Annotated in this window: 10 protein-coding genes; 3 read left to right on the top strand and 7 right to left on the bottom strand. The window is 66.5% G+C overall.

Annotated elements, in window-relative coordinates; translation table 11 throughout:
* The first annotated feature begins 196 nt into the window (after positions 1-196).
* Positions 197-3271: a TonB-dependent receptor plug domain-containing protein gene (locus tag AC0CH3_RS07015; RefSeq protein ID WP_354299847.1), complete on the top strand. Its 3075-nt coding sequence runs from the start codon at positions 197-199 to the stop codon at positions 3269-3271.
* A 139-nt stretch (positions 3272-3410) separates the two neighbouring features.
* Here the strand turns inward: AC0CH3_RS07015 and AC0CH3_RS07010 are convergent, their stop codons facing one another.
* Genes AC0CH3_RS07010 through hisI form a run of 4 tightly spaced genes read right to left on the bottom strand, consistent with a single transcriptional unit; the run spans position 3411 to position 6525 of the window.
* Positions 3411-5213: an acyl-CoA dehydrogenase C-terminal domain-containing protein gene (locus AC0CH3_RS07010; protein WP_465237721.1), complete on the bottom strand. Its 1803-nt coding sequence runs from the start codon at positions 5211-5213 to the stop codon at positions 3411-3413.
* A 3-nt stretch (positions 5214-5216) separates the two neighbouring features.
* The gene (locus AC0CH3_RS07005; protein WP_056022988.1) at positions 5217-5648 is read right to left on the bottom strand and encodes a MerR family transcriptional regulator; all 432 of its coding nucleotides are present in this window, start codon (positions 5646-5648) and stop codon (positions 5217-5219) included.
* 32 nt (positions 5649-5680) lie between these two features.
* The gene (locus tag AC0CH3_RS07000; RefSeq protein WP_056022985.1) at positions 5681-6166 is read right to left on the bottom strand and encodes a hypothetical protein; all 486 of its coding nucleotides are present in this window, start codon (positions 6164-6166) and stop codon (positions 5681-5683) included.
* The gene (gene hisI, locus AC0CH3_RS06995; protein WP_354299845.1) at positions 6163-6525 is read right to left on the bottom strand and encodes a phosphoribosyl-AMP cyclohydrolase; all 363 of its coding nucleotides are present in this window, start codon (positions 6523-6525) and stop codon (positions 6163-6165) included. The genes AC0CH3_RS07000 and hisI overlap by 4 nt, the downstream gene beginning before the upstream one ends.
* Positions 6526-6657: 132 nt before the next feature.
* Here hisI and purF point away from each other — a divergent pair, with 132 nt between their 5' ends.
* Complete coding sequence (purF, locus tag AC0CH3_RS06990) at positions 6658-8115, top strand: amidophosphoribosyltransferase (protein ID WP_056022982.1); 1458 nt, start codon at positions 6658-6660, stop codon at positions 8113-8115.
* Between the two features lie 16 nt (positions 8116-8131).
* Positions 8132-8842, top strand: a complete 711-nt coding sequence (locus AC0CH3_RS06985) for an SDR family NAD(P)-dependent oxidoreductase (RefSeq protein ID WP_354299843.1) — start codon at positions 8132-8134, stop codon at positions 8840-8842.
* 26 nt (positions 8843-8868) lie between these two features.
* Here the strand turns inward: AC0CH3_RS06985 and AC0CH3_RS06980 are convergent, their stop codons facing one another.
* The 3 genes from AC0CH3_RS06980 to AC0CH3_RS06970 are packed head-to-tail and all read right to left on the bottom strand — an operon-like array spanning position 8869 to position 12454.
* A complete protein-coding gene (locus AC0CH3_RS06980; protein WP_465237720.1) occupies positions 8869-10116 on the bottom strand; it encodes a class I SAM-dependent methyltransferase in 1248 nt (415 codons plus the stop codon).
* A gap of 41 nt (positions 10117-10157) precedes the next feature.
* Entirely contained in the window at positions 10158-11519 is a 1362-nt protein-coding gene (locus tag AC0CH3_RS06975) for a cryptochrome/photolyase family protein (RefSeq protein ID WP_354299842.1), read from the bottom strand.
* Complete coding sequence (locus AC0CH3_RS06970) at positions 11516-12454, bottom strand: histone deacetylase family protein (protein ID WP_354299840.1); 939 nt, start codon at positions 12452-12454, stop codon at positions 11516-11518. Before AC0CH3_RS06970 ends, AC0CH3_RS06975 begins: the two co-directional genes overlap by 4 nt.
* Positions 12455-12458 lie beyond the last annotated feature (4 nt).

The following is a 12458-nucleotide window of genomic DNA, read 5'->3' as shown; positions in this document are numbered from 1 at the left end:
GCCGCTGCGACGGCAGCGAACGCTCGCAGACAGCCCGACTGATCTGAAGTGTTGCAAGGAAGAAACACTCGGAAATATTCACGCAATGTCGGTCGAGAACGGATGGATTCCTGCGACCTCAGAGGCTTACAGCGCCCGCTTCCGCGAAGGTCAGCGATATTGGCCCATCGCATCCAGTGCTGAGTCGAGAACGATCATGACCCCAACCTATCGCCGCAATCTGCTAGCCTCGACGCTGCTCGTCGCAGTTTCCGCGGTCGCGCTGCCCGCCATGGCGCAGACGACGCCGGCTCCCGCCGCGGCGCAGGCCCAGCCCGCGACCGACGCCCCCGCGCCGACCGCGGCCGCTCCCGCCACGCAGGACCCGGTCGTCGAGTCCCAGGCCGGCAGCACTGCATCGGCGCAGCCCGAGCAGCCCGCGGGCGAGATCGTCGTGACCGGCTCGCGCATCGCCTCGCCCTCGGCCACCGCCGCCTCGCCGCTCCAGAGCGTGGGCATCGCCCAGATCCAGCAGGCCGGCGCGATCAACGTCCAGGACGTCCTGCTGCAGAACCCGGCGTTCGGCACCCCCGGCATCAGCCGCACCAATTCGAGCTTCGCGACGCAGTCTGCCGGTGTCGCGACGGTGAACCTTCGCAATCTGGGCGAAGACCGGACGCTCGTTCTCGTCAATGGCCGCCGTTTCGTATCGGGCGTGCCCGGTAGCAGCGCGGTCGACCTCAACGTCATCCCGACGCAATTCCTCGAGCGCGTCGACACGCTGACTGGCGGCGTATCGGCAGTATACGGCTCGGATGCCGTCGCAGGCGTCGTCAACATGATCTACAAGACCAAGTTCGACGGCATCCAGCTCGATGGGCAGGTCGGCATCTCGCAATATGGCGATGGCTTCGATCGTCAGGTCAACGCGCTCGTCGGCAAGAATTTCGCAGATGGCCGCGGCAACATCATGCTGTTCGGTGGCTATTCGAAGCAGGGCACCGTGCTGAAACGCGACCGGTTCACCGAAGCCGGTTCGAGTGCGATCGATTCGTCCAGCCGCGTCTACACCACCGGCGCCGATGAGGATTTCTTCACGCCGCAGCGGTCGCTGTCCGGTTTCGCGCCGCAGGGCCGCTATTACGCTGGCGATAGCGTGTTCACCTATGGCCAGGACGGCGCACTGCGCGATTGTGCATCGCCCAACGGGACTGCCGGGTGCGTCAATGCAAACGGGACGGTCGCAGGGCCGGACGGCTTCAACCGGTCGGACTTCCGCTATCTGGCCGTGCCGGTCGAGCGCTATGTGACCGCGGGCCGTGCGAACTTTGAAGTTTCGCCTGCGCTGAACCTGTTCGTCGAAGGCAACTACGCCAAGACCAAGGTCAGCACGATCATCGAGCCGTTTCCTCTCGATTCGACGTTCAGCAACCCGCGTAACTCGGGCCAGATCCCGATCCAGTCGATCGTCGGCGGCGTGACCTACCGCAATCCTTACGTGCCGGACGCCATCTTCAATGCTGCGACCGACACCGACAATGACGGCTTGCGCGACATCTACTTCGACCGGCGCCTCGCCGATTTCGGGCCGCGCACGAGCAGCGCGAGCCGTGACATGTTCCGCTTCGCAGGCGGCGCTACCGGCAAGTTCCTGGAAGACCGCTTCAACTACGAGGTCTACGGCATCTATGGCCAGACCAAGGAGAACCAGGTCGGCAGCGGGCAGTTCAACACGTCCAACTTCTTCCAGGCGCTGAACTCCTATCGTGATCCGGCAACCGGGCAGATCGTCTGCGCGGATCCGGCCGCGCGCGCTGCCGGGTGCGTCCCGGCCAACATCTACGGCGCGGGCGCGCTCGCTCCTGCAGCGGGGTACCTTGCTGCGCCGACGACGCTCAGCACCAAGGTCACGCAGACGGTTGCCGGTGGCAACGTGTCGGGCAAGCTGTTCTCGCTGTTCGGCGCCGATCCGATCGGCTTCAGCGTCGGCACCGAATATCGCCGCGAAAGCAGCCGCAACGACTTCGATCTGCTCACGCAGCAGGGCCTCAACGGCAACAACGCACTGCCCTCGACCGCTGGTCGCTTCCATCTGTGGGAAGGCTTTGGCGAGGTCGTCGCGCCGATCATCCAGGACAAGCCGTTCTTCCAGTCGCTCAGCGTCCGCGGTGCGCTCCGCGTCTCGGACTATTCGACGATCGGAACGACCTACAGCTACAATTTCGGCGGCGAGTGGGCGCCCGTGGAAGACATTCGCTTCCGCGTGATGCAGGCGCGTTCGGTGCGCGCACCGAATATCAACGAGCTGTTCCAGGCGCCGCAGCAGAACTTCCCGAGCGTCAGCGATCCGTGCATCGGCGTGACCGCGGCAACGGCCGGGACATTGGGAACGACCTGCCGCGCGGCACCGGGCGTGCTCACCAACATCGCAGCGAACAATGGGGCCTTCTTCGCCAAGCAGGAAGATATCCAGGGTGTCACCAGCTTCGAATCCGGCAACCGGAACCTGCAGGAAGAGAAGGGCGACTCGTTCACCGCAGGCGTGGTGATCAATCCGCGTTCGGTTCGCGCACTGCGCAACTTCGTCATCACGGTCGATTACTTCAACATCCGCATCAAGGACGCGATCGTCCAGACGCCGCTGCAGTATATCCTGAACCAGTGCTATGAGCAGGGCAACGCGGACTATTGCAGCCAGATCACGCGGCGTCCGGCGGCGCTCGGCCCGAACAGCGCCGGGTCGCTCGACCAGCTCACGACCAGCTTCCTCAACAGCGGTGGCGTGAAGACCCAGGGCATCGATACGGTCATCACCTATCGCCAGGATCTGGCGGATATCGGTCTTGCGGGCATGCTGGGCCTGCGCGGCTCGTATACGCATCTGATCTCGGGCTACACCGTGCCACTGCCCGAGGCGGATCGCGACTATTTCGCGGGCGAGATCGGTGCGTCGCGCGACCGGTTCACGACGAACCTGTCCTATGACGTCGACGGTGTCGGCTTCACCACGACGGGCACGTGGATCAGCCAGGCGAGCCTCGACGACCAGCTGACCGGCGCGCGTCCGGGCACCAATCCGCTGTACCGCGTCCGTCCGCAATTCTACCTGGATTCGCAGATCCGCTTCCAGACCAACGACGGGTTCGAATTCTACATCGGCGGGTCGAACCTGCTCAACAACAAGCCGCCTTACCTCGCCGACATCGGCGCGTCGGCCGGCCAGGATACCGATGCGGGCACCTATGATCCGCTCGGCCGTCGCTATTATGCAGGCGTCCGGATCAACTTCTGATCCTCACGCTTCGCTAGCCTCGAAGGGGGAGCCGGAAACGGCTCCCCTTTTTTGTGGGCGCAGCGCTGACAAACAAAAAGGGCGCGGGCACCGGGGGAAACCCCGACGCCCGCGCCCTTCGCGCACGTCATGGTGGCGATCAGGCCGCCATGAACATCTCCGGCGGCAGCGCCATCAGCGACTCCGCGCCGCCCTCGATCTTGCGACGCAGCGCGCCTGCGTCGGGCAGGATCCGCTCGGCATAGAAACGCGCGGTGATCAGCTTGGCGTCGAGGAACGCCGCCTCGCCCTCGCCTGCTGCCTTGAGCTTTGCCGCGGAGACCGCCATCCGCAGCCACATCGCGCCGACCGCGACGATGCCCATCAGGTGCATGTAGCTGACCGCGCCCGCGCCGACATTCTCGGGGTTCTTCATGCCGTTCGCCATGAACCACATCGTCGCCGCCTGGAGCTGGCCGTTCGCCTTCTCCAGCGCTTCGGCAAACGACGCGGTGACCGGATCGCCCTTGGCCGCCGCGACGTCGTCCGTGACGAGCTTGAAGAACGCCTGGATCCCGCGACCGCCATTCTGCGCGAGCTTGCGGCCGACCAGATCCATCGCCTGCACGCCGTTGGTGCCCTCGTAGATCATCGCGATCCGCGCATCGCGGACATATTGCTCCATGCCCCATTCGGCGATGTAGCCGTGGCCGCCATAGACCTGCTGCGCGTTGGTCGCGATCGCATAGCCCATGTCGGTGCCATAGCCCTTGATGACCGGGGTCAGAAGGCTGATCATATCGCCCGCGAGCTGGCGCTCCGCCTCGTCCGCGGCGTTATGCTCGAGATCGCCCTGCAGCGCGGTCCACAGGATCAACGCGCGCAGACCCTCGGTCAGCGCCTTGCCCTCCATCAGCATCCGCCGCACGTCGGGGTGGACGAACAGCGTGTCCGCCTTCTCCTGCGGCTCCTTCGGCCCCGTCAGCGCGCGGCCCTGGCGACGATCCTGCGCGTACTGCACCGCATTCTGATACGCGACCTCCGCGACGCCGAGCCCCTGCAGGCCGACGCCCAGCCGCGCGGCGTTCATCATGATGAACATCGCGGCGAGGCCCTTCATCTCCTCGCCGACCAGCCAGCCGGTCGCCGAGTCGTAGTTCATCACGCAGGTCGAGTTCGCATGGATCCCCATCTTGTGCTCGATCGACCCGCAGGTGACGCCGTTGCGCGCGCCGAGCGAACCGTCCTCGTTCACCAGCATCTTCGGCACCACGAACAGCGAAATGCCCTTCGAGCTGTCCGGCGCGCCGGGGGTCTTGGCCAGCACGAGATGGATGATGTTCTCGGTCAGGTCATGCTCACCGCTCGAGATGAAGATCTTCGTGCCGGTGATCGCGTAGGAGCCGTCCGCCTGCGGCTCCGCCTTGGTGCGGATCAGGCCGAGATCGGTGCCGCACTGCGGCTCGGTGAGGTTCATCGTGCCGCCCCATTCGCCCGACACCATCTTGGGCACGTACATCGCCTTTTGCGCGTCCGACCCCTTGGCGACGAGCGCGGCGATCGCGCCGTGCGTGAGGCCGGGATACATCGCGAACGCCATGTTCGACGAGATCATATATTCCTGGAACGCGGTCGACACGACGTGCGGCATGCCCTGCCCGCCATATTCGGGCTGGTTGCCGAGCGTCGCCCAGCCGCTTTCGACATACTGCTTATAGGCTTGCTTGAAGCCGTCGGGCGTCGTGACCGATCCGTCCTCGTGCCGCGTGCAACCCTGCTGGTCGCCCGACAGGTTGAGCGGGAACAGAACCTCGGCGACGAACTTGCCGCCTTCCTCGAGCACCGCATCGACGACGTCGGGCGAGGCCGTGTCGAAACCCGGAAGGTTGCTGTAGCGATCGAGACCGACCACCTGCTCGAGGACGAAGCGCGTATCGCGCACGGGGGGCGTGTACTGGGGCATGGTTTATCCTTTGTCCTGGGCCCGACTGGCCTCGAGGATGGCTACGAAGTTGGTGAGTTCGTCGATGGCGGCGTCGATGTCGCGCTTCTGTTCGGTGAGAAGCGCGATGCGCGCCTCGCTCCGTTCGATGACGACCTGTCGCTGTACGCGCCGGCCATCGCCGACGTCGTACAGGTCGATCATCTCGCGGATTTCGCCGAGGCTGAACCCGACGCGCTTGCCGCGCAGGATCCAGGCAAGCCGCGCGCGGTCCCGGTGCGAATAGATGCGCTGCGTGCCGCGACGCTCGGGCGCGATGAGGCCCTCGTCCTCGTAGAACCGCAGCGCGCGTGCGGTCACGTCGAATTCGGTCGACAGGTCGGAGATCGTGAAATGATCGCGATCGTGTCGCGGTTCGATCATCGCATAGGACTCGGGGGACGCGCGTGTTGCCATGCCCAGTGATGTAACTCTCGTTTACGTCAACGTCAACTACTGCAAAGACGCGTACCCTTGGACGATCGCAGCGTCAGCGCCTCGGATCGCGCCATGCTCTGGCGGTCGACGGTGACCGCCGCCAGCGTCGCGCGCCCCGTGCACAATGCCTGGCACGCGTCCGCAACGGTTGCAGGAAACACGATCCGGTCGCCGTCATATTGCGCGACGATCCGGCAGTCGCCGAACGTCAGCCTGAGCGCGGTCCCCTCGCGCTCGGCGACACCCGTCGCGGCACAGCCCTGGTCCTCGCCATAATCGACGCTGACGCCGATCCGGCTGGTCTTCCCCGTTCCGACCACGCACAGCCGGTCGGTGTCGCGCGCCCAGGCCCCCTCGAGCGGGGCCTCCGGATCGGACACGATCCCTGCCCGCTCGGCGGCAGCCTCGAGTCGGGCGCCCGCGCTGTCGCCCGTCGTCGCGGACGGCGCGCGATCGCACCCTGCGACGACGAGCGCGAGCAGGAGGATCGCCCTCACTCGGCGGGGACCAGCACGTCACCTTCCAGACGACGGAAGAAACAACTGCGCGCACCCGTATGGCAGGCCGGTCCTGCCGCATCGACGATCAGCCACACCGCATCCTGATCGCAGTCGATTCGCACCTCGGCGACGTGCAGCACGTTTCCCGACGTCTCGCCCTTCTTCCAGAGCGCCTGTCGGCTGCGCGACCAGAAATGCGCCGCACCCGTCGTCTGCGTCAGCGCGAGCGCCTCCGCATTCATATGCGCGACCATCAGCACGTCCCCCGATACGCGGTCAGAAACGACTGCGGTCAGCAGGCCGGCGGAATCGAATTTCGGGTCGAGCGTCAGGCCCGTGTCGCGGCTATGTGTCATCGCGCGGATATAGCCCAAAGCCACCGCGATGCGACCAGTGACATGCGATCGGGTGCGCAATGTTATTACAAAGAGGCGACAAACGCATGAACCCCGACTATAGGGCGGGCTCCGCACGACGTGAGACCCGGCATGCTGACCACAAACCCCTATGATGACGACAAACTCCGCGAAGAGTGCGGGGTGTTCGGCGTATCTGCGACCGATGGCGCGGCCGCGCTCGTCGCGCTCGGACTGCACGCGTTGCAGCATCGCGGGCAGGAAGCCGCAGGCATCACCACCTTCGACGGCGCGCATTTCCATACGCATCGCGCGATGGGGCATGTCGCTGGCAACTTCGATCGCGACGATGTCATCCGCGCGCTTCCCGGTACCGTCGCCTGCGGTCATGTCCGCTATTCGACGACGGGCGAGACCGCGCTGCGCAACGTCCAGCCGCTCTATGCCGAGCTGTCGACGGGCGGGTTCGCGATCGCGCACAACGGCAATATCTCCAACGCCATGCGGTTGCGCCGCGAACTGGTCCGACGCGGCTCGATCTTCCAGTCGACCAGCGATACCGAGACGATCATCCACCTCGTCGCGACCTCGAACTACCGGACGCTGCTCGATCGCTTCATCGACGCGCTCAAGCAGGTCGAGGGCGCCTATTCGCTGATCGTGATGACCCCCGAGGGCATGATCGCCTGCCGCGACCCGCTCGGCATCCGGCCGCTGGTGATGGGCAAGCTCGGCGATGCGGTGATCTTCGCGTCCGAGACGGTCGCGCTCGACGTCGTCGGCGCCACGTTCGTCCGCGCGGTCGAGCCGGGTGAACTGGTCATCGTCCAGGGCACCGAGATCCGCTCGATCCGTCCGTTCACGCCGATGGCGGCGCGCCCGTGCATCTTCGAATGGGTGTATTTCTCGCGGCCCGATTCGATCGTCGAGGATCATTCGGTCTATTCGGTCCGCAAGGCGATCGGTGCGCAGCTCGCGATCGAGTCCCCCGTCGATGCCGACCTCGTCATCCCCGTCCCCGACTCGGGCACGCCCGCGGCGATCGGCTATGCGCAGCAATCGGGCATCCCGTTCGAGCTCGGCATCATCCGCTCGCATTATGTCGGCCGCACCTTCATCTCGCCCGGCGACAAGGTCCGCCATCTCGGCGTCAAGCTGAAGCACAACGCCAACCGTGCGCTCATCAAGGGCAAGCGGGTCATCCTCGTCGACGATTCGATCGTCCGGGGCACGACCTCGCTCAAGATCGTCCAGATGATGCGCGAGGCCGGCGCTGCCGAAGTTCACATGCGGATCGCCAGCCCGCCGACGCGGCATTCGTGCTTCTACGGCGTCGACACGCCCGAGCGCACCAAGCTGCTCGCAGCCCAGCTCGATCTCGGCGGCATGACGGGCTTCATCCACGCCGACAGCCTCAACTTCATCTCGATCGACGGGCTGTACAAGGCGCTGGGCGAGGCCAAGCGGGCGGACATTCGTCCCAAATATTGCGACGCGTGCTTCACGGGCGATTATCCGACGACGCTGACCGACCATGACGAAGGCGCCGAGGTCGATCAGTTCGCGATGCTCGCCGAGCGCGTTATCTAAAGATCCCGGAGTGAACATGACGGACAAGCCTCTCGAGGGCCGGCTCGCGCTGGTCACCGGTGCCAGCCGCGGCATCGGCGCCGCCACCGCCGTCGCGCTGGCGGCACAGGGCGCGCACGTCGTCCTGACCGCGCGGACCGCGGGCGGCCTCGAAGAGGTCGAGACGGCGATCCATGACGCCGGCGGGTCAGCGACGATCGCCCCGCTCGACCTCGCCGAGAGCGACGCGATCGCGCGGCTGGCGACGGCGATCGGCGACCGCTGGGACGCGCTCGACATCCTCGTGCTCAACGCTGGGATGCTCGGTTCGCTGTCATCGGTCCCCGCGATCGACCCCAAGGAGATGGCGCAGGTCCTGACGCTCAACGTCAGCGCGCAGGCCGCCCTGATCGCCGCGTTCGATCCGATGCTGAAGAAAGCGAAGTCGGCCCGGGTGATCGGCGTCACCTCGAGCGTGGGCCGCAAACCCCGCGCCTATTGGGGGCTCTACGGCGCGTCGAAGGCCGCGTTCGAGACGCTGCTCGGCGCCTATGGCGACGAGATGGCCGAGATCAGCGGTATCCGTACCGCGATCGTCGATCCCGGCGCGACCCGCACCAAGATGCGCGCGCGTGCCTATCCCGGCGAGGACCCGAAGTCGGTGAAGGATCCGCAGGTCGTCGCCGACCGCATCGTCGCGCTGGCCATCGACGGGTTCGAACCCGGCCATTTCGAACGCGTAGCCTGAAGGTCTGCCCCTTGTAGGGCAGACTGTCAGCGTCGTTTCACCAGCGTGACCTGCGCGACGTCGATCCCGCCCCCGCGGAACCCGCCTTCGCAATACATCAGGTAATAGCGCCACAACGCGACGAACTTCGCGTCGAGCCGCGCCGGCAGGCGGCCCTGCGCGACGACCGCATCGAACGCAACCCGCCACCGCCGGCACGTCTCCGCATAATGCAGCCCGAACCCGCGCCGGTCTTCCCAGGCAAGCCCGCGCGCCTCGGCGAGCGCGCGGAACCGCGGCTCGGACAACAGCATCCCGCCCGGGAAGACGTACCGCTGGATGAAATCGACGCTTGTCGAATACGCGTCGAAGATCGCATCGTCGATCGTGATATACTGGATCGCCGCACGCCCGCCCGGCTTCAACGCCCGCGCGATCGCATCGAGATAGGCCGGCCAATAGGCCTCGCCCACCGCCTCGACCATCTCGATGCTCGCCACCGCGTCATAGGTGCCCGTGACGTCGCGGTAATCGGTCAGCGCGACCGTGACGTTCGTCAGCCCGGCGTCCGCCATGCGGGTGTCGACCTGCCGCTTCTGCTCGGTCGACAAGGTCAGGCCGTGGACCGATACGCCGGCACGCGCCGCCAGTTCGGCAAACGACCCCCAGCCGCACCCGATCTCGAGGATCCGGTCGCCGGGCCGCGCGGCGGTGCGATCGAGGATCGCCTGCAACTTGGTCGTCTGCGCCTGTTCGAGCGTCTCTGCCTCCGACACGGGCTCGGCAAACAGCGCACTCGAATAGGTCAGGCCGGGATCGAGCCAGAGCTCGTAGAAGTCGTTGCCCAGGTCGTAATGCGCCGCGATGTTGCGCCGCGAACCCTCGCGGTGGTTGCGCCGCATCCAGTGCCAGAGCCGCGCCGACAGCCGTGCGACCCCGCCCGACCGCGCGGTGCGCCCCAGCGACACACGGTTGCGCATGAAAAGGTCGAACAGCGGGACGGGATCGGGGCTCGACCAGTCGCCCGCGGTCCAGCCCTCGTACCAGCCGACCGACCCCGCGGTCGCAAGCCGGATCAGCGCGCGCCAGCGGTGGAGCGTGACAACGGGCACCGGCCCGGGCGTGCGCCCGCCGATCAGCCGGCGCGTTCCATCGGGAAGGATCGCCTCGATCGCCCCGCTCTCCAGCCCGTCGTCGATCCGGTCGAGCATGCGGTGAAAGATCGGCGCGGCCAGACGCGCCAGCGTCGTCGCCGCGGGGGACTGGGGGTCATCGAAAGCGGGAACGGCGGTCATCGCGGCGCTCCATGCAACAGCGCCGCGACGGTGAAAAGGGACTAGCGTGCGTGGCGACCCGCATCGAGCGCGCGCTCACGGCCCTCGCGGTGGCCGATGATCTTCGCCGGATAGTCGTCCGGCCGGCATCCGGAGTCGTCGGGGTCATGGATCGCATCGCCCTTCAGTCCGGCAAGCTCGGGTACCCACGCGCGGATATAGTCGCCTGCGTCGAATTTTTCCGACTGCGACAGCGGTGCCATGATCCGCCCGAACATGTTCGAATCGACGCCCGTCCCGGCGACCCACTGCCAGTTCACCGAATTGTTCCCGTAATCGGCGTCGACCAGGCAATCCCAGAACCACCGCTCCCCCTCGCGCCAGTCGATCAGCAGATGCTTTACGAGGAAGCTCGCGGTGATCATGCGGACACGGTTGTGCATCCACCCCGTCGTCCAGAGCTGCCGCATCCCGGCATCGACGATCGGATAGCCCGTCCGCCCCGTCTGCCACGCCTTCAGGTCCGCCGCGGCCGCCTTGCCCGTGCGCCACGGCAGCGCGTCGAACTTCGGCCGCCCGTTTGCCTTGCCGTAATCGGGCATCGCCAGCACCACGCCGTCGGTGAAGTCGCGCCACGCCAGCTCCTTCAGGAAAGTCGTCGCATCGCCGTGACCGTCGACCGCATGCCACACCGTCCGCGGCGAGATCTCGCCGTGATGCAAATGCGGCGACAGGCGCGACGTCCCCTCGATCGACGGCATGTTGCGGTCGACGTCATACGCCTCGACGATCGACGCCATCGCCTTGGCATTCTTCAACGCCTGCGCTTCGCCGGGCGTCCAGTCGTCGAACCCGCCCGACCAGTCGGGCTTGGTCGGCAGTAGGTCCCATGACGCGAGTGTATCGCTCTTGGGCCACGAACCGGGCGCATGGATCACATGGGGGACCGGCTCGGGCTCGGGCGGTGGCATCATCTGGTTGAGCGCCTTCCAGAACGACGAGTAGACGCGGAACTGGCCACCCGACCCGGTCTTCACGTCCTCGACCCGCATGAGGTGATTGCCGTCGTGCAGGCACAGCCGATCGCCCAGCGCGTCCTCGGCCTTGCGCCACCAGGGTTCGTAGTGGCGGATCGCATGGATCTGCGTCGCGCCTGTCTCCTCGAGCAGCGCCGTCAGAACCTCGACCGCGTCGCCGCGACGCAGGATCAGCCGCGATTTCTTGTCCTTCAGCGCCTCGCCGTGCGCCGCCAGGCTGTGGTGCAACCACCAGCGCTGCGCGCCGCCGATCGCCCAGTCGCCGGGCGCGTCGTCGTCGAGCACATAGACCGGGATGACCGGGCCCGCCGCAGCGGCTGCGATCAGTGCGGGGTGGTCGTGAAGGCGAAGGTCCTGGCGCAGCCAGAGAAGCGTGGGTGTCGTCATCGACCGTTCAACGTCGCATCCGATGATCCGGCGCCACGCCCCGCAAAAGTTTCACCCAGCGTCATGATCGCGGTGACGTGACGCTGCGCGATCTCGAGCGCGTCGTCGCCGTAGCCGCCCCCCACGGTACTCGCGAGCGGCACGCCGCGCGCGATCGCGAGCCCAGCGATAAGCCGTTCGCGTCGGACCAGTCCGTCGAGCGTGAGCGACAACCGGCCGAGCCGGTCGCCCGCAAACGGATCGACGCCCGCCTGGTAGAGGATCAGGTCGGGCCGGACCTCGTCGAGCAGCGGTACGAGCGTCTGCTGCAGGATGTCGAGATAGGCGGCATCGTCGACCCCGTCGGGCAGCGCGACGTCGAGCGACGACCGTGCCTTGCGGACGGGGAAGTTCTTCTCCGCATGGATCGAATAGGTCGCGATCTCGGGCCGTCCGGCGAGCAGTGCCGCGGTTCCGTCCCCCTGATGCACGTCGCAATCGACGACCAGGATGCGTTGCGCATCGCCCTGCTCGACGAGCCGGACGGCCGCGACCGCGAGGTCATTGAACACGCAATAGCCCGCGCCCGTCTCCGCCAGTGCATGATGGCTACCCCCTGCGGTATTCGCGGCAAAGCCGTGGAGCAGGGCAAGTTTCGCGGCCAGCCATGTCCCGTCGGGCACCACGACCGCACGCTTCGCCACCGCCTCGGTCACTGGAAACCCGATGCGCCGCTCCTTCAGCGCGGGGACGCGCGCCTCGATCACCTCGGCGACATAATCGGGGTCGTGCACCGCCTCGAGCCACTGCCGCGGCGTCGCCCCGGGTTGATGCCACGACAGCCTGTCGCCAAGTGCGAGCAGCAGGTCGCGGATCAGCCCGTTCTTGTTCCAGCGATAGGTCGACCGCGCCGGCGCGGCTGCGACATAGTCGGGATGATGCACGACATGGATCATGCGA

This window comes from Sphingomonas sp. AC449 (assembly GCF_979253475.1).
This window is presented reverse-complemented; position numbering and strand designations above follow the sequence as displayed.

Excerpts from the sequence above, each read along its gene's own strand:
- AC0CH3_RS07010 (WP_465237721.1), bottom strand. The coding sequence starts at position 5,213 with ATGCCCCAGTACACGCCCCCCGTGCGCGATACGCGCTTCGTCCTCGAG.
- AC0CH3_RS07015 (WP_354299847.1), top strand. The coding sequence starts at position 197 with ATGACCCCAACCTATCGCCGCAATCTGCTAGCCTCGACGCTGCTCGTC.
- purF (WP_056022982.1), top strand. The coding sequence starts at position 6,658 with ATGCTGACCACAAACCCCTATGATGACGACAAACTCCGCGAAGAGTGC.
- AC0CH3_RS07005 (WP_056022988.1), bottom strand. The coding sequence starts at position 5,648 with ATGGCAACACGCGCGTCCCCCGAGTCCTATGCGATGATCGAACCGCGA.
- AC0CH3_RS06980 (WP_465237720.1), bottom strand. The coding sequence starts at position 10,116 with ATGACCGCCGTTCCCGCTTTCGATGACCCCCAGTCCCCCGCGGCGACG.
- AC0CH3_RS06975 (WP_354299842.1), bottom strand. The coding sequence starts at position 11,519 with ATGACGACACCCACGCTTCTCTGGCTGCGCCAGGACCTTCGCCTTCAC.
- hisI (WP_354299845.1), bottom strand. The coding sequence starts at position 6,525 with ATGACACATAGCCGCGACACGGGCCTGACGCTCGACCCGAAATTCGAT.
- AC0CH3_RS06985 (WP_354299843.1), top strand. The coding sequence starts at position 8,132 with ATGACGGACAAGCCTCTCGAGGGCCGGCTCGCGCTGGTCACCGGTGCC.
- AC0CH3_RS06970 (WP_354299840.1), bottom strand. The coding sequence starts at position 12,454 with ATGATCCATGTCGTGCATCATCCCGACTATGTCGCAGCCGCGCCGGCG.